Genomic DNA, 21,525 nt, shown 5'->3' with positions numbered 1-21,525 from the left:
GTACTTAAAAATATGAAACTTTTTCTTACAAATCCAAGGTTGGTCGGGTCAGACTTCGTATTGTTTGCCATTGAAGGACAGCAAAAATCCAGCATAGTTTTGAGGTGCTAAGTATTGGATTTGTTCATAAATATTTGTGAATAAAGGTTTTCTTGTACAATATTACCGAACTCTGAACCTATATTGCTTTGTTTAGATGGTAGCTGTTCATGGTCTTGTTTAATCACATATATTTAATATATACCAACACATAAAAATGACTAATATGGTTACGATTTTTTTGCCCTTTCGGAAGAGTACTATTTCGATGACATTGGGCATCCTTCTATGTTTAGGCCTTGGTTCGTGTACCGAGCCCCAGCCTATTACAACAATGGGGCAACCTGGCCAGCTTCAAATTGGAGCGGCAGGTGACCACGCATTGCGAATTACCCTTAAGCCGCAGGATTATGATATGGACTCCTACGGACATATCGTTTTTGAAGACCACGAGAAAACAGCCTATACTATTGATGTAACTGAACTTCGGGGCGATTTAACTGAATCCATAAATGGACTTGAGATCAAAATTTCTCCAAATCCATTGACCATTACGGTAACCAACGAAGCAGGTGAAATGGTACAGCAATTGGTTTTTGATGCCGATGGAAATGTTGAATTTGCCATTGATGAATCTCCCATCCTTGGTTTGGGTGAAGGTGGACCAAAACCTGAAAAAGGAGCCAACTGGAGGGAAGATGACATTGAATTCGACCGAAAAGGCCGTTTGCACAAGATGCTTCCCCGTTGGCAAGCCACAGCCTATGGTTCCAGAAACCCGGTTTCCATGCTTGTTGGCACAGGAGGTTGGGGACTTTGGATGGTCACACCATGGGGGCAGGTTGATTTATCTTCGGACAGTACTGGAGTTTATACCCCAATCACTCCAGATGAGGGCTTTTATATACAGCAAAACCAAAAAAATCAGCAAGAGAATACAGGAAAAGGAATACCCCCAAAGTATATTCCAGGGCTTTATGATGTCTATGTGTTTGATGGCCATGATCCAAAAGCACTGATGAAAGACATCAGCACCATTAGTGGTCCCGCGGTAATGCCGCCAAAATGGACAATGGGATATATGCAATCCCACAGAACTTTGGAAACGGACAAGGAAATGATGGAGGTTGTGGATAATTTCCGTGAGAAGGAAATTCCTATGGATGCAGTTATCTATTTAGGAACCGGTTTTACACCTGTTGGATGGAACACGGAACAGCCTTCATTTGAGTTCAACCCTGAAGTATTTAAAAGGTCACCCCAAGATGTGATCGACGAAATGCACAGCAAGAATACCAAAGTGGTTATGCACGTGGTGCCTTGGGATAGGGATAGATTGGCTACGCTCCATGGTTCAATCCCTCCAAAAGAAGGTGAAACAGTGGATAGTTCCCATATTTTGACCCATTGGAAAGAGCACGAATCGCTAATGAACATTGGGGTCGATGCCTTTTGGCCAGATGAAGGGGATTGGTTCAATTTATTTGAACGATTGGAACGACACAAAATGTACTATCAAGGGCCGTTGTCCACAAAACCGAATGAAAGACCTTGGAGTTTACATCGAAATGGTTACTTAGGAATTGCCCAATGGGGCGGTTGGATTTGGTCTGGGGATACTGATTCTTCATGGAAAACCTTGGAAGGTCAAATTGCAGTAGGTATCAATTCATCCTTAAGTCTATCGCCCTACTGGGGGTCAGATATCGGAGGGTTCTACCCCAATGATGAATACACCGGAGAGTTGTTCGCCCGATGGTTTCAATTTAGTGCTTTCTGCCCATCCTTTAGATCTCACGGAAGAACGTGGTGGACCCACCTTCCATGGGGTTGGGGACTGAGCGAACGAGGGCCATTGGAAACCAGAACACCTCCTTTGGAATCGGAAATGAACAACAATTCCATAGAACCTATCACAAAGGCCTATGCGGAACTTCGGTACCAATTGTTGCCCTATAATTATACCTTGACCTGGGAGGCTAGGGAAGAGGGCTTGCCCATGATGAGGGCACTTTGGTTACATTATCCTGAAGATAGCAAAGCCAAATCAATTGGGGATGAGTATCTCTGGGGTGAAAAAATGTTGATTGCCCCAATTTTTGAGAAGGGTGCCACAGGTAGAAGTGTTTATCTTCCAGAAGGTACTTGGTACGATTGGTGGACAGGTGAATCACACGAAGGTGGAAAGACGGTTCAAAAAGAAGTTGACCTTACAATTATGCCGATGTATGTAGGTGCTGGTGCCATCATCCCCATGGACCCCATCAGACAATATACGGATGAAGAAATTGATGGCCCTACAACGATTAAAGTTTGGTCGGGTGCTGACGGTACTTTCGAATTGTATAGTGACGATGGTAAAACATTGGATTATTTGGATGGGGAATATAGCCTCAACAAATTTCAATGGAATGATGCCGATAAAACCATGACCATTGAAGCTGGTGAAGGTGGAAAATCCATTGAAAAGGAATTTATCATTGAGTTGATGCCGTCAGGCGAACAAAAGAATGTATCCTACTCAGGTGAAGCCGTTTCGGTGACATTCTAAAAAAGTATTCCATATTTAAATTGAATGAGGTGAAGTTGATTAAAACTTCACCTCAATTTTTTTACCGGTATAGGTAACCATTTTGGTAACATCATCAGGTAACAATTGTACTTCGAATGTTCGTGGGGAATCCAATTGCTTTGAAGTAGTGTCTGGTTCTATAACCAATGTCTTTTCCGAATCGTTCCAATGCAATTGTGTTTGTTTGATTTCACCTTTGGTGTAGTCCAAACTGATACCGTCATCCTCATATAATGTATAGTTTCCGTCTGCTCCTTTGTAAATTTTTAGGGTCATGGGTTCATCCACAACTTGGGCCGTAAACTGACGAATCGGGTCAAACGGAATTATAGCCCCGGCACGAACGTAAAGTGGAAGTGTCGCCAAGTCTACCTGCCTGCTGATTTCCTTGCCGCCCGTCTGCAACTCACTGGTCCAGAAATCATACCAAATGCCCTCAGGCAAGTAAAGTTTCCGTTCAGTGGCACCCTTGGTGTAGACTGGGGCCACAAGCATATCTTTTCCCCACATATATTGTTCACTCAAGCCAGCCGTATTGGGGTCATTTGGGTACTGCAGCCACATGGCCCGCATGGGAGGGATGTTGGTTTCGTGCGCTTCCCAGGAAAGATTGTAGTTATAGGATAAAAGTTGATAACGCAACTGTAAAAACTGTCGGGTGATGGGTTCCACAAGGCCATTTCTGAGTTCATCAGGATAAGGATATCCACCCTTTCCAACGCTTTGTTTGTCTTCACTATCAAATATGGAAGATTCAGGAGGCCCAATATCGCCTTGGTTCCAACCCCATGGCAAACGCAAATGCCATGCCCGTCCATGTCCGCGAAACGAAGGCGTAAAGGCAGCAAACTGGAACCATCGCACATACAATTCGCCAGTAAGCTCATCCGTGGGCACAAATCCAGCAATGTCGGAACCCCAATACGGAGATAAACTTAGGGAATGGTTGAGACCTATACCGATATGGGTTTTGAGTGTCTCCCAGGTACAGTCAGGGTCCCCGGACCATATCCATCCACCATAACGATGGGCACCGCTGTATCCGGTTCGATGTAGGCTCCAAGGTCTTGTATTTGGTTTTTGGTCGAGTGAGCCCAACCAGTACATGCGGTGTCTGGCGAGTCTGGATTCTGATGAAAGACCCTCACCACCATCGGGCCACCACCCATCAATTCCCGAATCCAAAATAGGCACATGTTGATTCCAATACGCTCCAATATGGGTGGAATCCGTAGGATTATAATCCAACGTTGACCCATGCAGACCCCGTGGAGGGCCATAGGTGTGCAACACTACTTTAAAATCCTGTTTCTTTAAATTATCAACGATTTCGTTCGGCTTGTCAAAAATCACCGAATTGAATTCAAACGAGCCATGACCGGTATTCCAGCCTGTTGGGGTAAAACCAGTGCCTAGATAAATAAGGGCATCAACAGGTAGGTTTCGTTCCCTGAAATTTCGGGCCACCCATTCAATTTCATCCACCCCGGAAAGTGTCCGATGGGATTGCATATACCCCCATGCCCATTTGGGCGGCATTGGAGTTGTACCCGATATTTTCTGGTACTCCGTAAAAATATCCTTGGGATCATCCCAAGCGGTGATTATTATTTTAAAAATGTCCGAGTTCTCCTGATCTGGTTGAAAAAGGCCTTTTCCATTTCGGAGGTCAATCATGTTCCTTCGGCTCATGGGATGCTGAACAAAAAGAGACCAACCATCAGCACCCACCAACATGGGCACTGCGATATAGGCTCCGTGGGTGGCACGCTCAAAAGAAGCATTGCCATCTTTCATGGGGTGCAAAAATCCCCTTCGGTCCAAGTGATTTTGAGCACCACCTTCTCCAAGTCCGTAAACCGGCGCATCGGTTTTAAAAGACATGTCGGGACTATCATTTTCCCATGAAAACTCTTGGATCCGTTTCCCATTTTTGTCCCGAATCGAAATAGTCAGTGGTTTGGATTTAAGTTCCACGGTCAAATTTCCAGCCGTAAACTTTTTAGCTCCTGAAATGGATTTTCCTTTCCACAGCTGTTTTTTGGGATAGTCAATCAGGATTTCCGATGAAGGAACGGGCGTTGCCTTTCCATTTTCATCTAGGGATGCCAATTGAATTTCAAGCGTTTGGTCGCTCACTTGGGTGATGGTAAGTTCTGCGGGTTGACCTTTATATTGGATTTGTTGGGCTAGTGCTGAACAAGCAAGAAAACTGGTGAACAGCAAGGTCACGATTTTGCAATATTTCATGAATGATAAAGGGTTGTGAATTCCCGGATATCCAAAATGGAAACCTTGGTTATGGGCACAATGGATGTTGGGCTTTTCGGGGTTTTGATTGGATTTATTTTCCTATAAATATACGGAGATATTACGCGAATTTCTGTTCCAGAAATTACGCCAAAGCCACGTCTTTGTTATATTTATTCCGATACTCAACCGGTGTAAGGCCCGTAATCTTCTTGAATACATTTCTAAAGGCTTTGGAATCGGTATAGCCCACGTCGAACATCACCTCTGAAATGTTCATCCGGGTCGACTCAAAACTACGTTTTGCGGCTTCCACTTTTACCCGTTGCAGGTATTCAATCACCGTATTGTCCGTAGCTAGTTTAAACCTTCGCTCAAAGCTTCTTCGACTTACGGCAACTCGTTGGGCAAGGTCATCAACGGTTATTTTTTCTTGATAATTTTTCTCGATGTAGTCTTGGGCTTTTTTTACCGCTTCGTCATTGTGGTCCTTTTGTCCGCGGAACATCATAAAGGCGGCCTGACTGTTTCGGTCAATGTCGATTGCAAAATATTTTGAGGCTAAAATGGCGGTATCGCGGTCCGTATATTTTTCTAAAATATAGAGTAACAAATTCCAAAAGGAATGGGCGCCGCCACTGGAATAAATGCCATTTTCTTCGGTAATGACACCACCATCAACCACTTCAACCTTTGGAAATTGTTCTTTGAACTCTGTGTAAAAAGCCCAGTGGGTGGAACATTTTTTGCCATCCAACAATCCAGTTGAAGCCAACAAAAAAGCTCCAACGCATAACGAAGCCAATTCAGCGCCATTGGAATGCTGCTCAATAATCCAAGGTAATGTTGTCTTGTTCAAGGCGATTGCTGCGTCCATATTGCCAAATAAAGGTGGAATAATGAGTAAATCGGCTTGCTCGGCATCCTTCAAAAGAACATCCGTAGTAATGGAATAGGCCCCATCCTGAATTCGGACTTCTTTGGTTTGTCCTACCATCTGTACTTTAAACAATGGGTCTTTGCCAGCCGCCTGTAAAAATTGGTTCGCTGTGGTAAAAAGATACCGTGGGCCAGTGACACCGGAGGCCACGGCCGTTTCTGGAACTAGGATGGATATTGTTTTCACATTGTAAATGTACTAAAATACCATGGCGGAATCAACCCGTGCAATCGCCGTTTTCACACCCTGTTGTTCTGCATTATGATCACCAAATTTGTAGTGTGCCAGATATAAAAAAGTATGAATCAAATCATAACATATCTTACATTTAATGGTAATTGTAGGGAAGCCATGGAGTTTTACAGGGAATGTTTGGGGGGAGAACTGAAAATTCAAACTTTGGAAAATACCCCAGATGAACTGAGCTTTCCTTCCAACCTTAAAAAATATGTGGTACAGGCTGTGCTCAAAAAGGAAAACATGCTCTTGATGGGAACGGATATGGCCAACGAGAAATTGATCAGCGGTAATGCCATTTCCATTCTTGTGGATAGCGAGGATGAAGGGCAGGTGCAGAATTACTATGAGAAACTAAAAGAGGGGGGAACTAGCATTTACCCCTTGGACAATACATTTTTAGGTCACCTTTTTGGTGGGTTGATTGATAAATATGGGCATCAATGGTTGTTTCATTGCAAGCGATAACAAATTCAGATTTAAGCATGGATAAGAAGAAGTTTAAAACCGTGGATGAATATTTTCAAAACATACCGAGGCATACTTTGGAACGGATGGAAATCATTCGGAAAGCATTGAAAGAAACGGCATCATTGGCCGAAGAGGTCATCAGCTACAACATGCCAGCTCTAAAATACCATGGCATCTTGATGTATTATGCGGCTTACGAAAAGCATATTGGGTTTTATGCCGTTCCATCTACCCATGAGACGTTTAAAGAAGAACTTTCCAACTACAAAGCGGGAAAAGGTTCTGTACAATTCCCCAATGATGAACCCCTGCCTTTGGATTTAATTAAACGAATGGCGGCTTATCGATACAAAGAAAAGTTGGATGCATCAAAAGAATAATTAACACCTAAAACCAATCATAATGAAGAAAAAGATTCTATTCGTACTTACCCTACTATTTGGGTTACTGTTCATCAACGCAGGACTGGACAAGTTTTTGCATTACATGCCCATGCCAGAAGAAATGCCTATTGAGACGGTAAAAGATTATGAGGCCATGATGGAAATTGCGTGGTTATATCCATTGATTGCCATCGCTGAACTGGTAGGAGGCATTCTAATTATTATTCCCAAAACTAGAGCATTGGGTGCTCTTGTCATCTTACCTGTTATGGTGGGTATACTGTTGGTAAATACCGTGGTATATGCTGGTGGAGCTGTATTTGCCTTTATTTTGGCCGCTATTTTAGGTTGGATTATGTATGAAAACTGGGGTAAATACAAACCCATTTTTGAATAAACTGAAAGACAAATTTCATGAAGACCAATAAAATTGAGATAAGCAATACCATAAAGGCCCCAGTAGAAAAAGTTTGGGAATCTTGGGTTAAACCAGCCCACATAACCCAATGGAATTTTGCGGCGGATGACTGGTGTTGCCCAAAGGCTGAAAACGATTTACGGGTTGGGGGAAAATATAGTGCCAGAATGGAAGCCAAAGATGGCAGTTTTGGTTTCGATTTTGAGGCTATTTATGATGAAGTTCTTCCCATGGAGAAGATTTCATGCACCATGATCGATGGGCGCCAAGCCATTACAACCTTTGAGAATGAAGGTAACGTAACAAAGGTGACTACCCAATTTGACCCGGAAGACCAAAATCCAATTGAGATGCAAAAAGGAGGATGGCAGGCCATTCTGGACAACTTTAAAAAGTACGTGGAAAACCTTGATGGGTAGAACGAAAGACTATTAAAGAATTCAGGGGAAATGGTAGAAATATTCCAAACAAACCTTACGAACGGGAGGGCTGCACAAAAGCTTTTGGAGCAGTTAAGCCACCTTTTTCCTGAGTATCGAATGAACTTTGATTTGGAGGATTGCGACAATATTCTTCGGGTTGAATCCGTAAAGCATAGCGTGGAGGTGATTCCCATCATAGAAGCAGTTCAAGGATACGGTCATTACATTGCCGTTTTACCCGATTGATTTCCTCAAAAGAGCTTCATATTCATTCGCTCAAGAAAAAAAATGGCTTTATCGATGCAACCATCTGGCAATTATCCCATCAATCAATAAACCTTAAAATCTTTATTTTAACTATGAAGCGAATAATTTTTAATATTGGTGCATTGTTCATGATAGGCGGACTTGTGGTTTCATGCAGCCCGGATGATGGCTCCAGTTGCCCTGAAGATTATACTGGGGCGTTACAGGCCACTGAAGAAAAATTGGTAGGGGAATGGGTGCTTAGCGGCATCATGGCCGATGAAGCTGTTGATATTACGGATGATGACCAGGATAACCCAAGCACAGACCTTTTTGTCCAGTATGATGAATGCCAAAAAGAAGCGGCCTATACCTTTGATGAAGACAGATCGTATACGTATCAGCAGGGGATAAATGGAACGGACTGTCCAAATAGAGCATCAATTTCTGGTTCTTGGCAGTTTTCGTCCAGCACGTTGAGCATCATCTTTTCATGTGACATTCAGAATTTGGTCATCACCCTTAACGGAAGCGATACTGCATTTTCATTTTCAAACAACTTCAATGTTACCGATATAGATGGTAACGTAGTTAATACCGACATTACCTTCACGTACAGTTTAGTGCCATAACCTGTACGGTTTTGTAATCGTACTAAAAATGTTCCACCTCAAAGTGGAACATTTTTTTTCTGGAATCTTTTCAGTTTTCTCTTTTTCAACCTGCGAATTTTAATAGGATTTTAATCTTTTTAAGTGCAGTAAATCAACAACTACCATTTATTTTTGTGAGTTTGAGACCTCGCATCTATGAGTACAATTTTATTGGTTGAAGATGAGCAGAATGTGGCAGATATCATAAAGAAGGGTCTGGAGGAGGACGGGTACTCGGTAATCCATAAAAAAGAAGGTACCAGTGGTATAGAAGCTTTAGGAAAATCATCCATTAACCTCGTTATTTTAGATATTCTTTTACCCGGTATCAATGGTCTGGAAGTTTGTAAACGAATTCGTGAGTTGGGTTATGATGAATTGCCCATCTTAATGTTGACAGCATTGGGAAGTGTTGAAAATGTGGTGCTTGGTCTGGATAATGGGGCCGATGACTATTTGACCAAACCCTTTAAGTTGATTGAGCTTAAAGCCAGATTGCGCACTTTGCTCAGACGGGCAGACGTTATGGACAATGCCAAATTCAAAAATGGAAATCATTATTCGTTCGCAGGGATTCATATTGATGACTATTCCAAAACGGTGACCATAAATGAAGAAGAGGTCAATTTTACATCCACTGAATATAGACTCTTATTGATGTTTTTGAAGAATCCCAACAAAGTATTGTCCCGCACCGATTTGTTGGATGAGGTTTGGGGCATCAACTTTGACATTGGCACCAACGTGGTAGATGTTTATGTAAACTATATCCGAAAAAAGTTGGAAAGAAATGGTCAAGACCGTGTGATTCATACCGTAGTGGGAATGGGTTATGCCCTAAAAGAGAGCAAATGAAAATACATTACCGAATCATATACCTGCTGATTTCGGTATTTTTCATTTATACCCTGCTCTTCTGTGGTTTCATTTATTACTCAATTTCCAATTATTCCTTTACCGATTTTTACAAACGTCTCGAAATACGGGCGGCCACAACAGCGACCATTCAACTGGATAACCCCAAAAATGTATCGGTCATTCGGGAGATGCGACAAGAGTTTTTGGAAAAGCTGCCCAATCAGGAAGAATACATTTATCAAATACAGGGTGATAGTGTTGTTGTTGTTGAGGAAGGACAGGAAACCCTAAACGAAAAGTTTATCGACAATCTGCTGGAAGATGGAACTGGAAGCTACAGAAAGGGTAACATCTTTTATTCAGGTATTCGGTATACTTCCAGAAATGGAAGCGAGTATATTGTGGTAGTGTCCGCGGAGAATTATTTCTTTTCGCACCATATTGCTTATTTGAGGAATCTACTCATCACCTCATTGTTATATGCTTTGCTACTGATTGTTTTGGTTTCCATGCTTATCTCCAGAACCTTGATTAGACCGGTACAGCAGATTATAAAAGAAGTGGAGAAGATAAGTTCCGAAAACCTGCATTTAAGATTGGAGATTCCCAAGACTCGGGATTCAATTCAAAAGTTGGCCAATACCTTCAATGATATGTTAAACCGGCTTGAAACCACTTTTGAGACCCAAAAGAATTTCATCAGCAATGCGTCCCATGAGCTCAACACACCTTTAACGAGCATCATTGGGGAGACAGACTACGCACTGTCCAAAGAGCGGGATGCTGAACAGTATAAAAAATCACTTTCCAATGTTATGGCCGAAGCCGAAAAACTGGAGCAAAAAACCAAGGCTCTGCTTTTATTGGCACAGACTGGCTTCGATGGAAAATCGCAAAAACAGATACGTTTGCGAACGGACCAATTAATATTGGATGTAAAGGAGACCGTGCAAAAGCTCAATGCCAAGTTTAAAATATACTTGGACTTTAGTCTTCTTCCCGAAAATCATGAGATGCTAAAGGTGAAAGGTAATTTTTATCTGCTTCATTTGGCCTTGACCAACATTGTGGTAAATGGTTGCAAGTATTCCAACTGCGAGCCAGTGTACATTGCGTTGGGTGCATCGGATACCCATGTGGTCATTGTAGTGCGCGATTCTGGTATTGGAATTCCTGAGCGGGACATGCCGTACATCTATGATCCCTATTTTAGGGCGTCCAACACATCGGATTATGTGGGTTATGGAATTGGACTTCCATTGAGTAGAAATATCATACGCATGCATAATGGCGAGATTGAAGTCACCTCCATTGAGAATCGGGGAACGGCTGTAAAAATCAATCTTCCCATCTGGAGCGGGCCGCTTTAATCTCATTTTAATATTGAGGTTAAATTCTAAGACTTTTCTAATCTTTTTCTAAAACCCGTCTAATTTTAGCCGTGATACCTTTGAAAAAAAAGAAATCATGGGTATAAAAAAAGTTCTTGTTCCGACCGACTTTTCGGTAAATTCCTTGGAGTTGGTTCGTAAAGCTTTGGAAGGTTCATCCACAGAATCGTTGGAAGTGGTTTTGCTTCATGGAACCTATCTTTCCAATTCAATCACCGACTTGTTGTTTTTTTCAAAATCAAAACTTATTCAGAAACTCCAGACCAAAGAGTTTGTAGAGGCATGTACGGTTTTAAGGAACAAGTATCCTTCCAAAATACATGCACTATATGTTGATGTAATTACCTCAAACAGCAATGCTTATTTCAAGAATTATGTGGATGCTTCACAAATTGAAGAAATCATCGTACCCCATAATGGATTTTTGAATTTTAAGAAGGTAGGCGGTATAAACACCTTGCCTTTGTTCAAAACCTGCGACGTTCCTTGCACATATGTGAGCTTGTCGGAAGGAATAGATGCACAAGCCATTGAAAAACAACAATTAGCCAACGTTTTCTTTTCAGGGCTTAAATAAAACATACCATGAAAGTCTGGCCGATATACCTCTTTTTTGCACTGCTTCTTGTGTTCAGCAGCTGGTCCCTTATTGATAAGGATAGTCCAGAGGTATTGATTTTAGGTGACTGGGAAGAAGTATCCTGGAAGTTTGAAAAGCTTGACCATAACAATGAATTGGACTTCAGTATCAATGATCTCCAAAAACAGGAAATCTGCAAGAACTTGATTATCCACAAGGCAGAGACCTGGCAATTCAGTCCAAACAAAAGGTTGACTTTTCTGGAAGATGGCAAAGTTCGGGAAGATTTAAAATGGAGTATCAAGGGCCGTGGACATATTTTAGAACTAAAGCATAACAATGCCGTTGTTGAGGACTACCAAGTGGTGGGCATTTCAGACAACGAACTGGTGGTCCAATTTAATTTTGATTTACAAGTAAAGGGAATCGTTAAGATGACCTTTAAAAGAATACCGAAAAAGGAATATGCTCAGAAAATATAGCAATTATAGAAGTTTTGCAGACAATGTTGGACTGGGCGTATTAACTGCATTTTCGGCGGGTATGGTCAACGTTATTTCCGTAATAGTCTTCTTTTCTTTTACCAGTAACGTAACCGGTCATTACGCCATACTCGCCCAAGAAATAGCCAAGGGAAATTGGTACCAAGGAGCAGTAGTATTAATATGGATTTTCTTGTTTTTTGCCGGCAATTTCACTTCTAACTGCCTCATTATCCATAATAATACCCCTAAGGGTAGGTACGTAGCCCACGCCATCCCGGTTTTTTTAGAAATGGCGTGTTTGATGTTCGTTGGGATTTATCTCCAATACTTTTACACGGAAAGCCTTCAGGAAACTGAGATTTTGGTGGCTGCCATGCTATTTGCCATGGGACTTCAGAATGGACTTACGGCCAGTATCTCCAATGCAAAAGTAAAGACCACACACCTTACTGGATTGACCACGGATTTGGGTATTCTGTTCTCCATGTTCACCAAAAAGGAATTTAGAAACGACAAAAACCTTACACAAAAAGCCAAGTTGCTACTGGCCATAATGTTCTCTTATATGGCTGGAGGAATTCTTTCTGGGGTGCTTTATTACGAAGTCCAGAATGTCACCTTCGTTATCGTTGGGATGGTTTTGGGTACGGTATTACTGTATGATTATTCCAAGCTGCAAGTAACCAAATTTGTGCAGCGTAGAAAATCGTACAATAGAAGATATATACTTTCTAAAAAGCAAGTATAAAACTTAGTTGGTTGCCACAACGTAGAGGTTGTGGATGGTTGGATAGCCTTATCATAGTTTGAAAAAACTTTGGTAAGGCTTACTATTTTATAGTACTCCAAAGTCTTCATTTTATACGGCCAAAAATAGCCATCTCTCTCAGCCTAGTATGCTATTGTTTCAGTATTTGAGGCACAAAATCAAAAAGTTGATAATTATTGCCCAAAAAAAATGGGAATCTCGGTATCATTTTAACGATTTGGCCCTTATATATAATAAAGGCGGTTTAGGCTTATTGTGACTTGCCAAAACAGAGACCCTTTACGAACACGAGTTAGAATCGATACCAAATAATATTAATCTAAAATGAAAGCTAAAATGTACCTATATGTTTTAATGCTGTTACTAGGCGTTGTGCTGGCAGTTCATCTTTCAATGAACTCACAAGTAGGGTTGACCCTTAATAACCCACAGATGGGAAATGCCATCTTTTGGTGTATTGGAGCGGTCACCGCTGTAATTATTGGCCTTACCAATTGGGATCCCGAAGTGTTTGCCCGATTAAAAGATGTTCCCGTATGGTTGCTGACCGCTGGTGCCATTGGAGCCGCTTTGGTTTTTGGAATCGCTTGGATCATTCCACAAATTGGTGCAGCACCGGCATTTCTGCTAATGATAGCCGGACAAGTTATTGCCGGAATGGTGATGTCCCATTTTGGATTTTTGGGAGCACCGGTAGAACCTATCTCAATCACCAAGATTTTGGGAGCACTCATGTTGATTGGAGGTGCAGGACTGGTGACCTTCTCCAAATAGAAGAACTATCAAATAAAAATGTTATGCGTAAAATGAATGAATATTCCAGACGGGATTTTATAAAGAAAAGTAGCGCGGCGGGACTTGCGGCAGTGACATTGCCCAATATGGATTTCATCAACAGCTTGGAAATAAATGAAAAGTTCCAGATTGGGGCCACCTTTATTCTTTGGGGGTATGGCTTGGATAATTTGGAACCTGCCTTAAAAGAAATGAAGCAGTTGGGATACCATTGTTTTGAAACGTTCGGTTGGACCATTCAGGAAATGGAGGACAAAGGAATTCGGTTGGAAGAGATGATAGCCAAACATAATATTCCCATCCGTTCCGCATTTTGTATGACTGATGTGCTTGACCCATCACCATCAAAACGGAAGGAAGAGCTTGCAAAATTGACCAGTTGGGCCAAGCTTTTAAAAAGAGCAGGAGGCACCTTGGTGGAGTACTGCCCAGCCTCCATAGACAGAAAAGGGTTCGATTATAAGGAGCATAAGAAAACCATGGTGGAGTCCATGAACGATTATGCCAAGGCAGTGACGGACCTTGGACTCACCTGTGCATTGCATCCGCACACGGGAACTCCCATCGAAACTGAAGAGGAAGTTTATTTCATAATGGAAAATGTGGACACTACTTACATGAAGTTTGGCCCTGATGCCGGACAATTGGAAAAAGGGGGTGCCGACCCCGTCAAGATTTTCCGGGACTTTATGCCTCTAATAGAACATGTTCACCTGAAAGATTATGAAGGGGGTGACAATGGCTATTTAGGATATGCCCCATTGGGAGAAGGCCATGTTAAAATCAAGAAATTATTAAAAATGCTGGAAAGAGGTAGAGACAAGATGGTAGGTGACATCATGTTCGAGTTGGATTATGACAACAAGATAAAACCCGCCTATTCCACCTTTGAAGCTGCAAAAATATCAAGGGATTATTTAAAAGACCTTGGTTATAGTTTTAGCTAAAAAATAGGTTGTAAAGACCAAAAATCAGTGATAGTAGAATAAATCAAAATCAAAATCAATAGAAAATATAAGGTTTCTAGATATGCATTTAGAAACCTTATTAATTAATGCTTTATGGAAATACTAAAAAATTATGTAGGTGGCTCTTGGGTAGATAGTGCGGAGAAAAACACCACGGATGTAATTAACCCGGCATCTCAGGAGGTACTCGGAAAGGTGCCTTCCGGAGCGGCTACGGCCAAAGATGTAAATACAGCCGTGGAGATTGCTGAAAAGGCATATAAAGAGTGGCGGGAAGTCCCCGTGATGACACGAGTGCAGCCACTATACAAACTTAAGGCCTTGTTGGAGGAGCACCGAGAGGAAATGGCCCAGACCATTACCAAAGAATGCGGTAAGACCATTGGCGAATCTCGCGGAGAGCTGCAACGTGCCATCGAAAATGTGGAGGTGGCCTGTGGAATTCCAACGTTAGGTCAAAGCGAGTTTTCCGAGAATATAGCAAGGGGCATCGATGAATTTATGATTCGTCAGCCATTGGGGGTTTGTGCCTGTATTTCACCCTTTAATTTTCCTGGAATGATTCCGTTTTGGTTTCTTCCCTATGCCATTGCCTGCGGAAATACCTTCATTTTAAAACCATCCGAAAAAGTGCCGTTGACCATGATGAAGGTCTTTGAACTTATAGATCAATTGGACCTGCCCGAAGGTGTGGTCAATCTGGTGCATGGTGGCAAGGAGACAGTAGATGAACTTTTAGAGCATCCAAAAGTAAAAGCCATCAGTTTTGTGGGCTCGACCCATATCGCCAAATATATTTATTCCAAAGGTGCAGCGAATGGAAAGCGTGTTCAAGCCCAAGGTGGTGCCAAGAATCCGGTTATTATTCTTCCTGATGCCGATTTGGACATGTCCGTAAAAATTATCGCGGATAGTGTTTATGGATGTGCTGGACAACGCTGTTTGGCAGCCTCCAACATCATCACTGTGGGTGATAACGGAAAAGTAAAAGAAGCATTGTATGAAGCGGCAAAATCCCGTTCAACAGGATACGGACTGGATGAAAGTGTGGAGATGGGTCCTGTAATCACAGCAGAAAGCAAAGCGCGTATCTCAGGGTTGATTGATCAAGGGGTAAAGGAAGGTGCCAAGCTTTTATTGGATGGCCGCGATGCAAAAATTTCCGGCTTTGAAAAAGGTAACTTCATAAAACCCACTATCTTAGAGAATGTTCCTTTGGGTGGAGAGGTCATTAAAACCGAAATTTTTGGACCTGTAATGAGTTTGGTGGAATTGGATACTGTGGATGCAGCTCTAGATTTCATCAATAGCGGAAGATATGGTAACATGGCCTGTATTTTCACAAGCAGTGGAGCCAATGCCCGCAAGTTCAGGAATCAGGCCAACGCAGGGAACATTGGAATCAATATTGGGGTAGCTGCGCCTATGGCACCGTTCCCTTTTAGTGGATGGAATGAGAGTTTTTTCGGCGACCTTCATGGACAAGGTAGACATGCCATTGAGTTTTTCACCCAGACCAAAATTGTCATCGAGAGATGGCCGAGAGAATGGTCCAGAAAATTTTAAATCAATTACATGGCAAAATTCAAAGAAAACCCCATTCACGATTTTGAATTACTGAAATCTGATATCAAAACCATTGGGACGGATTTACAACGACCCGAATGCATTTTGGCGGAGCCCGATGGTTCGCTATGGGCCGCTGATGCACGAGGCGGTGTTATGAAAATTTCACCTAATGGATCACAGAAATTGATTACCCAAACGGGTTCTGACTTTTTTGAAGCTGCTGATAGTGAGGCTACAAGATATTTGGAAGGAACGCTGCCCAACGGTCTTGCATTTGCGGATAATGGGGACATCTTAATTTCAAATTTTGGAACCGACCGTCTAGAACGTATGACCCGAACTGGGGAAACCATTGTTTTGGCCGATACCATTGAAGGTGAAGAAATCGGCAAGGTGAATTTTGTGTTGCGGGATTCAAAAAATAGGATTTGGATAACCATTTCCACCAAAACAAAAAATTGGATGCATGCCCTAAAACATGACCTTAAAGATGGCTATGTGGCCCGCTATGAGGATGGTGCTTTCCGAATCATGGCCGATGGGTTTGGTTTTACCAATGAAATCCGGTTTGACAAGAACGAGGAATTCCTTTATATCGTTGAAACCACGGGAGGCTGTATTACTAGAATGCGCCTTACCGAAAATGGAGATTTGGTTGACAGGGAAGTTTTTGGCCCCTCCAAATTGGGTAAAGGCGCTTGGCCAGATGGCATCGCGTTTGACGCCTATGGGAATTTATGGGGAACAACGGTGTATTCAGATAAGCTATTTGTGCTGACCCCGGAAGGTGATATGAAGACCCTCCTCGATGAAGGTGACCCCGCAAAAGTTGATGCATTGGAAAAGGCATTTTTCAGCAATAATGTTACCGAAGATGTGCTCTTTGCCACAGGTCAGGGAATAGCGCCTTGGATGGCCAGTGTTACGTTCGGTGGGCCAGATTTAAGCACCGTTTATATTGGTTCCTTGAAGGGCAAGAACATTCCGTATTTCAAATCTCCGGTACCTGGGTTACCCATGGTGCATTGGAAAAAATAAAAAACAAAAGAAAATTTATGCAACTACCAAAAGAAATGAACGCTCTTGTCCTAAAAGGGGTAAGAGATTTTTCAATAGAGACTGTTCCGGTACCTTCACCAGATGCTGATGAGGTGATTTGTAAGGTGGACACCACTTTCATCTGTGGAACAGACCCCCATATCATTAATGGTGATTTCCCAGGCTTTTGGCCAACCGGATTTCCATTTATCCCCGGTCATGAATGGTCAGGAACTATAGTTCAGACTGGAAACAAAGCAGCTCAACTTGGATGGAAAGAAGGGGACAGGGTCTGCGGTATCTCGCACTGCGGTTGTGGCTACTGCGAAATGTGTCAAAAAGGACGATATAACATCTGCCTCAATTACGGTCATGAAGAAAAAGGCCATCGCCAGTATGGCCACTATACCCCTGGAGCGTATGCACAGTATATGCGGACTTCGGTAAAGAGTATTTTTAAAGTTCCTGACGGGATGGATTTGGAATATGCAGCTTGTGTGGACCCATTGAGTATTGCGCTCTACACAGTTGAAAGGTCAAGGTTGAAACCTGGTGACGATATCCTCATTTTGGGAACCGGACCTCAAGGTCTCATGGCCATTCTTTGTGCCAAAGCTTTGGGAGCTGGTCGGATTATTGCTGCAGGAAGTGGTGAACGACTCAAAAAAGCAGAGGAATTGGGTGCTATTCCCATCGATTACCGAACCGAAGATGTGGTATCCAAAGTGAAAGATATGACGAATGGAAGGGGTGTTCCTGCGGTATTGGAATGTGCAGGAACCGCAAAATCAATTCATACAGCTTGTTTGGCAGCGAGTAAAGGAGGTGTGGTCTCTATGATTGGTATTCCACATTCCGACCCTTCGCTTCCCATTAAACGAATGGTTTTGGAAGAGGTGGAATTGGTCGGAAATAGAGCCAATCCAAACACAGCACAACCTACCATTGAAATGTTATTGAACAACAGAATCGACCTTACACCTTTGATGACCCATCGCTTCGATTTAAAAGACTTTGCAACGGCATTGGACACTTTTGAAAACCGAAAAGATGGTGCCATCAAAATTGCCACAAAACCAAACGGATAAATAGTAATAAAAAAAATAATACACATGGATAGTAAAGTAATGATTGTAAGCGGTGGAGCATCCGGACTGGGATTGGCCGCTGCTGAGAAATTCGCCGAGAACGGATACAATATTGTCATTGTTGATATTGATCAAGAAAAGGGAAAAACAGCCGTAGGAAAAATAGAGGCATTGGGTAAAGAGGCCATCTTTTGTTACTGCGACATTTCCAACAAGGAACAAGTGCAGGATGCAGCCAAAAGGACTAAAGAAAAATTTGGTAGGGCTGATGTTTTGATTAATAACGCAGGATTGGAAGTACGTGGAAGCATTCTGCAATGCACCGAGGACGACTGGGTAAAATTGTACAACATCAACCTTAAGGGAATTTATTATATGTCGAATGCTTTTGTTCCTATGATGGTGGCGCAAGGTGGTGGTGCCATTGTGAATACGGGTTCCATTCTTGGGTATAGAGCCGTTGGAGAACGTGCTGCCTATTCCTCTTCCAAAGGAGCCATTGATACGTTAACCCGCAGTATGGCCTTGGACTTGGCCGAAAATAATATTCGGGTGAATTGTGTGGCCCCGGGTGCCATTGACACCCCATTGTTGAGAGGTTCCATCAATGATTCTCCCGACCCAGAAGAAACCGAAAAAGTACTGGGGGCAAAGAGTGTGTTCCACAGATTGGGTACTTCAAGAGAAGTGGCGAATGTCATGTATTTCTTGGCATCGGATGAGGCTTCCTTTGTTACGGGAGCAACCTACTTTGTGGACGGTGGATGGTCCATGCTATAGAAATTGACCAAATCCGAATAGGATATACTAAAGATTAAAAGAAGAGAAACACGTGGTGTATTTAGATGATAAAGATTCCCTTGTTAGAAAGGGGATAACCCAATTACTGGAAATCAAAGATGCCGATATCCGGATGCTCAGTCTGCATCAATGTAGACATGCCATAGACAATGCCATTCATATTGGCGGGGCCTTTTCGGCCACCATTCCCATGGTGAGTCTTTTTTATGGCGGCATTATCGATATTGATATTGAGAATCCTACCTCAATTCAACAAGACCAATTTGTTCTGAGCAAGGGGCATGCGGTGGCCACCTTGGCTTCCATTTATTCCGATTTGGGGTATTTCGACAAAAAAATATTGGAGAATTCCAGATCTATTGAAAGTATTTTGAATGGACATCCTGGGCCTTTATTGCCGGGAGTACATTTGGCTACCGGACCCATGGGTCAAGGCATGGGTGTGGCCCAAGGGATGGCCATCGCTGGGCAGCATGCCCAAAAATTTGATGTGTTTGCCCTTACTGGTGATGGTGAACTTCAGGAAGGTCCCATTTGGGAAGCGGTAATGTATGCTGGTGCCCAAAAGTTGGAGAACTTGTGTGTAATGGTCGACAATAATGGTGGGCAATTGGATTCCGTAGCGCGACTGCACTATCCCTATCACGGACTTGGGGCCAGTTTTGAAAGTTTTGGCTGGAGGGTCATTGAGGTGGATGCAACACGTTATCATGCAGTTTATGATTCTTTGCATTCGTTTAAATATGGCGCCAGGGATGGTCGCCCCACAGCGATTATCTGTAAATCGACAAAAGGGCATGGTGGTTTTTCAGACCAAATGAACAACCACAAGGCCAAAATTGATAATGCTATCCTAGATCAAGAGAATGCTCAACATGAAAGGGTAAGAAGAGAGCGGGAAGCTTATTTCTGTAACTTTTTTAATGCATTGGGAACTGAGGAAGGTTTAGATGGAATTCAAGCCACCATAAAAAAACATGCTGCATCTATGGGATTGGAGTTGGTTGGTGGTAAGGCCATAAAATCCGTGAAATCCAATCCTTCCAAAGTCAAAACGAAAAAAGCAGCGGAAAGAGATAAAAAAATCGCTTATGATGCTGCTTCGCTTCCTGTTTTGGAAAAGGGAAGTTCACATTCTGCCCATAAGGTCATTGAAAGTGCCATGAAGGTTTTTGCCAAGGATTCCAGGGTTTTCTCCGTGGATTCAGATTTGGCATCCACCAGCGGGCTTCAAGCTGGTATTGGATTTGTGGATAAGGCAAGAGCCCACAATGCAGGAGTTGCCGAAGCTAATATGATGTTAATAGGCGAAGCCCTTGGTATTTTAGGTTCCAATGTTTGGGTGAGTACGTTCTGTCCTTTCTTTGATTGGAAAGTCCTCAGAAGAATCGCTGTTGGTCATCAAGAACGATTGGAAATCATTCAAGAAAAAGGCTGGCTCTCCGAAGGGCACGGCATTGACTATACTATGTTGGCCACTGCGGCCGACTTGGAAACCCAATCCAACGGTGCTACGCACATGGGGAATGATGATATCCTCGTCATGAATGAAACCGCCCAGGTCAAAATCATCAATGTGTCCTGTCCACAGCAATTGTTGGGCATCATGAGGTGGATTATGGAAGGTAATAAAGGCATTATCTACCTGCGAATCCTTCGGGCACCTTCAAATGTATTGTACGACACGGATTTCACATTCGAGTTTGGAAAAGCATATACCATCGAACCCAAGAAAACCATTGACGCTTATATTGTGAGTAGTGGGAGAGGAGTTTCTGAAGCCCTGGAGGCAAGTAAATTACTTGCCAGAAACGGATTAAGTATTGAAGTCGTCGATATGCCCTCCATTGATTCAGATGCCATCCATACGATGTACGAATCAGGCAAGCCTGTGTTCATTGCTGAGCAGAACAACGGTTTTATTTGGACGCATTTCAGAAGGGTACTTTTCTCGACAAGAACTACCATAGATACGGCAAATCTGTATCCTATCAATCTTTCTAAAAATGGAGAGATACACTACATCCATTCTGGAACATATAATCAATTGGCGGCACATTTTGGATTGGATGCTGCCAGTCTCAGTGAAACGATATCAAAAACTTTAAAATAGACACCATGACCATATTGCATGAAAGTGACGTAGAAGAAGTTAGGCACCCTGGGCGGTTTATGCGTTGGCTTGCCAATGAAGACTCTTTGCAGGCCAATAACCTTTCGGTTTGTGTGATTCGCGTAATGCCGGGAGAGGCCGTTAGACCGGCACATTCCCACCCAAAAAGTGAGGAATTGATTTACATTATTACAGGTTCGGGAAAGGTGATGATTGAAAATGAAGTAGGGGAGGTAAGAGCAGGTTCGGCCATTCTTTTTGAACAAGGAAAGGTTCATATGCTCAAAAATACCAGTGATATTGAAATGAAGGTGATTTGTTTTTTTGCTCCCGCTACGACTATTGACAATTATAAAATGTTCGAGGATATTGAATTTCCGGAATAGTCAATTATCCAAATACATAGTTCATCACATAAAAAAAGAGAGGTTTTTGCCTC

At 42.5% G+C, this 21,525-nt stretch carries 22 protein-coding genes; 20 read left to right on the top strand and 2 right to left on the bottom strand.

Features of this window, described 5'->3' with window-relative positions:
• Nucleotides 1-265 precede the first annotated feature (265 nt).
• The gene (locus ACFSJE_RS04415) at nucleotides 266-2,590 is read left to right on the top strand and encodes a glycoside hydrolase family 31 protein (protein ID WP_379829771.1); all 2,325 of its coding nucleotides are present in this window, start codon (nucleotides 266-268) and stop codon (nucleotides 2,588-2,590) included.
• Nucleotides 2,591-2,629: 39 nt separating this feature from the next.
• On the opposite strand, the gene ACFSJE_RS04410 is transcribed toward ACFSJE_RS04415, so the two are convergent.
• Complete coding sequence (locus ACFSJE_RS04410; protein WP_379829770.1) at nucleotides 2,630-4,861, bottom strand: TIM-barrel domain-containing protein; 2,232 nt, start codon at nucleotides 4,859-4,861, stop codon at nucleotides 2,630-2,632.
• Nucleotides 4,862-5,006: 145 nt separating this feature from the next.
• Nucleotides 5,007-5,987 (bottom strand): GlxA family transcriptional regulator, encoded by a 981-nt coding sequence (locus ACFSJE_RS04405; protein ID WP_379829769.1) that lies wholly within the window; start codon nucleotides 5,985-5,987, stop codon nucleotides 5,007-5,009.
• 114 nt (nucleotides 5,988-6,101) lie between these two features.
• Between ACFSJE_RS04405 and ACFSJE_RS04400 the strand changes: the two genes are divergently transcribed.
• From ACFSJE_RS04400 to ACFSJE_RS04310, 19 genes are all read left to right on the top strand, one after another.
• Nucleotides 6,102-6,506 carry a VOC family protein gene (locus tag ACFSJE_RS04400; protein ID WP_379829768.1) on the top strand — a complete coding sequence of 135 codons (405 nt, stop codon included), beginning with the start codon at nucleotides 6,102-6,104 and terminating at the stop codon, nucleotides 6,504-6,506.
• A 17-nt stretch (nucleotides 6,507-6,523) separates the two neighbouring features.
• Entirely contained in the window at nucleotides 6,524-6,889 is a 366-nt protein-coding gene (locus tag ACFSJE_RS04395; protein ID WP_379829767.1) for an iron chaperone, read from the top strand.
• 22 nt (nucleotides 6,890-6,911) lie between these two features.
• Nucleotides 6,912-7,289 carry a MauE/DoxX family redox-associated membrane protein gene (locus ACFSJE_RS04390; RefSeq protein WP_379829766.1) on the top strand — a complete coding sequence of 126 codons (378 nt, stop codon included), beginning with the start codon at nucleotides 6,912-6,914 and terminating at the stop codon, nucleotides 7,287-7,289.
• A 17-nt stretch (nucleotides 7,290-7,306) separates the two neighbouring features.
• On the top strand, nucleotides 7,307-7,729 hold the full coding sequence (locus ACFSJE_RS04385; protein WP_379829765.1) for an SRPBCC family protein: 423 nt from the start codon (nucleotides 7,307-7,309) through the stop codon (nucleotides 7,727-7,729).
• Nucleotides 7,730-7,759: 30 nt separating this feature from the next.
• Nucleotides 7,760-7,978, top strand: a complete 219-nt coding sequence (locus ACFSJE_RS04380) for a methyltransferase type 11 (protein ID WP_379829764.1) — start codon at nucleotides 7,760-7,762, stop codon at nucleotides 7,976-7,978.
• A 113-nt stretch (nucleotides 7,979-8,091) separates the two neighbouring features.
• Entirely contained in the window at nucleotides 8,092-8,610 is a 519-nt protein-coding gene (locus tag ACFSJE_RS04375) for a DUF5004 domain-containing protein (RefSeq protein ID WP_379829763.1), read from the top strand.
• A 177-nt stretch (nucleotides 8,611-8,787) separates the two neighbouring features.
• Nucleotides 8,788-9,486, top strand: a complete 699-nt coding sequence (locus ACFSJE_RS04370) for a response regulator transcription factor (protein ID WP_379829762.1) — start codon at nucleotides 8,788-8,790, stop codon at nucleotides 9,484-9,486.
• The gene (locus tag ACFSJE_RS04365) at nucleotides 9,483-10,859 is read left to right on the top strand and encodes a sensor histidine kinase (protein ID WP_379829761.1); all 1,377 of its coding nucleotides are present in this window, start codon (nucleotides 9,483-9,485) and stop codon (nucleotides 10,857-10,859) included. The genes ACFSJE_RS04370 and ACFSJE_RS04365 overlap by 4 nt, the downstream gene beginning before the upstream one ends.
• Nucleotides 10,860-10,956: 97 nt before the next feature.
• On the top strand, nucleotides 10,957-11,457 hold the full coding sequence (locus tag ACFSJE_RS04360; RefSeq protein ID WP_379829760.1) for a hypothetical protein: 501 nt from the start codon (nucleotides 10,957-10,959) through the stop codon (nucleotides 11,455-11,457).
• Nucleotides 11,458-11,465: 8 nt separating this feature from the next.
• Nucleotides 11,466-11,942 (top strand): hypothetical protein, encoded by a 477-nt coding sequence (locus ACFSJE_RS04355; protein WP_379829759.1) that lies wholly within the window; start codon nucleotides 11,466-11,468, stop codon nucleotides 11,940-11,942.
• Nucleotides 11,926-12,693 carry a YoaK family protein gene (locus tag ACFSJE_RS04350; RefSeq protein WP_379829758.1) on the top strand — a complete coding sequence of 256 codons (768 nt, stop codon included), beginning with the start codon at nucleotides 11,926-11,928 and terminating at the stop codon, nucleotides 12,691-12,693. The genes ACFSJE_RS04355 and ACFSJE_RS04350 overlap by 17 nt, the downstream gene beginning before the upstream one ends.
• A 345-nt stretch (nucleotides 12,694-13,038) precedes the next feature.
• A complete protein-coding gene (locus ACFSJE_RS04345; protein WP_379829757.1) occupies nucleotides 13,039-13,488 on the top strand; it encodes a DMT family transporter in 450 nt (149 codons plus the stop codon).
• A gap of 23 nt (nucleotides 13,489-13,511) precedes the next feature.
• Nucleotides 13,512-14,456: a sugar phosphate isomerase/epimerase family protein gene (locus ACFSJE_RS04340; protein ID WP_379829756.1), complete on the top strand. Its 945-nt coding sequence runs from the start codon at nucleotides 13,512-13,514 to the stop codon at nucleotides 14,454-14,456.
• A 114-nt stretch (nucleotides 14,457-14,570) separates the two neighbouring features.
• Complete coding sequence (locus tag ACFSJE_RS04335; protein WP_379829755.1) at nucleotides 14,571-16,043, top strand: CoA-acylating methylmalonate-semialdehyde dehydrogenase; 1,473 nt, start codon at nucleotides 14,571-14,573, stop codon at nucleotides 16,041-16,043.
• 9 nt (nucleotides 16,044-16,052) lie between these two features.
• Complete coding sequence (locus tag ACFSJE_RS04330; RefSeq protein WP_379829754.1) at nucleotides 16,053-17,084, top strand: SMP-30/gluconolactonase/LRE family protein; 1,032 nt, start codon at nucleotides 16,053-16,055, stop codon at nucleotides 17,082-17,084.
• 17 nt (nucleotides 17,085-17,101) lie between these two features.
• Nucleotides 17,102-18,172: a zinc-dependent alcohol dehydrogenase gene (locus tag ACFSJE_RS04325; protein ID WP_379829753.1), complete on the top strand. Its 1,071-nt coding sequence runs from the start codon at nucleotides 17,102-17,104 to the stop codon at nucleotides 18,170-18,172.
• 24 nt (nucleotides 18,173-18,196) lie between these two features.
• Nucleotides 18,197-18,952 carry an SDR family NAD(P)-dependent oxidoreductase gene (locus ACFSJE_RS04320; RefSeq protein ID WP_379829752.1) on the top strand — a complete coding sequence of 252 codons (756 nt, stop codon included), beginning with the start codon at nucleotides 18,197-18,199 and terminating at the stop codon, nucleotides 18,950-18,952.
• Nucleotides 18,953-19,004: 52 nt separating this feature from the next.
• Entirely contained in the window at nucleotides 19,005-21,086 is a 2,082-nt protein-coding gene (locus tag ACFSJE_RS04315) for a transketolase C-terminal domain-containing protein (RefSeq protein WP_379829751.1), read from the top strand.
• A gap of 5 nt (nucleotides 21,087-21,091) precedes the next feature.
• On the top strand, nucleotides 21,092-21,472 hold the full coding sequence (locus ACFSJE_RS04310; RefSeq protein ID WP_379829750.1) for a cupin domain-containing protein: 381 nt from the start codon (nucleotides 21,092-21,094) through the stop codon (nucleotides 21,470-21,472).
• Nucleotides 21,473-21,525: the final 53 nt, after the last annotated feature.

This window comes from Flagellimonas iocasae (genome assembly GCF_042682725.1).
Classification (GTDB): Bacteria; Bacteroidota; Bacteroidia; order Flavobacteriales; family Flavobacteriaceae; genus Flagellimonas; species Flagellimonas iocasae.
Note: the sequence above shows the minus strand (reverse complement) of the source record. Positions and strands in the feature narration are given on the sequence as shown.

Coding starts and splice junctions, on each gene's coding strand:
- ACFSJE_RS04395 (WP_379829767.1), top strand. CDS start 6,524: ATGGATAAGAAGAAGTTTAAAACCGTGGATGAATATTTTCAAAACATA.
- ACFSJE_RS04340 (WP_379829756.1), top strand. CDS start 13,512: ATGCGTAAAATGAATGAATATTCCAGACGGGATTTTATAAAGAAAAGT.
- ACFSJE_RS04345 (WP_379829757.1), top strand. CDS start 13,039: ATGAAAGCTAAAATGTACCTATATGTTTTAATGCTGTTACTAGGCGTT.
- ACFSJE_RS04325 (WP_379829753.1), top strand. CDS start 17,102: ATGCAACTACCAAAAGAAATGAACGCTCTTGTCCTAAAAGGGGTAAGA.
- ACFSJE_RS04320 (WP_379829752.1), top strand. CDS start 18,197: ATGGATAGTAAAGTAATGATTGTAAGCGGTGGAGCATCCGGACTGGGA.
- ACFSJE_RS04370 (WP_379829762.1), top strand. CDS start 8,788: ATGAGTACAATTTTATTGGTTGAAGATGAGCAGAATGTGGCAGATATC.
- ACFSJE_RS04415 (WP_379829771.1), top strand. CDS start 266: ATGGTTACGATTTTTTTGCCCTTTCGGAAGAGTACTATTTCGATGACA.
- ACFSJE_RS04310 (WP_379829750.1), top strand. CDS start 21,092: ATGACCATATTGCATGAAAGTGACGTAGAAGAAGTTAGGCACCCTGGG.
- ACFSJE_RS04330 (WP_379829754.1), top strand. CDS start 16,053: ATGGCAAAATTCAAAGAAAACCCCATTCACGATTTTGAATTACTGAAA.
- ACFSJE_RS04410 (WP_379829770.1), bottom strand. CDS start 4,861: ATGAAATATTGCAAAATCGTGACCTTGCTGTTCACCAGTTTTCTTGCT.
- ACFSJE_RS04390 (WP_379829766.1), top strand. CDS start 6,912: ATGAAGAAAAAGATTCTATTCGTACTTACCCTACTATTTGGGTTACTG.
- ACFSJE_RS04360 (WP_379829760.1), top strand. CDS start 10,957: ATGGGTATAAAAAAAGTTCTTGTTCCGACCGACTTTTCGGTAAATTCC.
- ACFSJE_RS04365 (WP_379829761.1), top strand. CDS start 9,483: ATGAAAATACATTACCGAATCATATACCTGCTGATTTCGGTATTTTTC.
- ACFSJE_RS04335 (WP_379829755.1), top strand. CDS start 14,571: ATGGAAATACTAAAAAATTATGTAGGTGGCTCTTGGGTAGATAGTGCG.
- ACFSJE_RS04385 (WP_379829765.1), top strand. CDS start 7,307: ATGAAGACCAATAAAATTGAGATAAGCAATACCATAAAGGCCCCAGTA.
- ACFSJE_RS04375 (WP_379829763.1), top strand. CDS start 8,092: ATGAAGCGAATAATTTTTAATATTGGTGCATTGTTCATGATAGGCGGA.
- ACFSJE_RS04380 (WP_379829764.1), top strand. CDS start 7,760: ATGGTAGAAATATTCCAAACAAACCTTACGAACGGGAGGGCTGCACAA.
- ACFSJE_RS04355 (WP_379829759.1), top strand. CDS start 11,466: ATGAAAGTCTGGCCGATATACCTCTTTTTTGCACTGCTTCTTGTGTTC.
- ACFSJE_RS04350 (WP_379829758.1), top strand. CDS start 11,926: ATGCTCAGAAAATATAGCAATTATAGAAGTTTTGCAGACAATGTTGGA.
- ACFSJE_RS04400 (WP_379829768.1), top strand. CDS start 6,102: ATGAATCAAATCATAACATATCTTACATTTAATGGTAATTGTAGGGAA.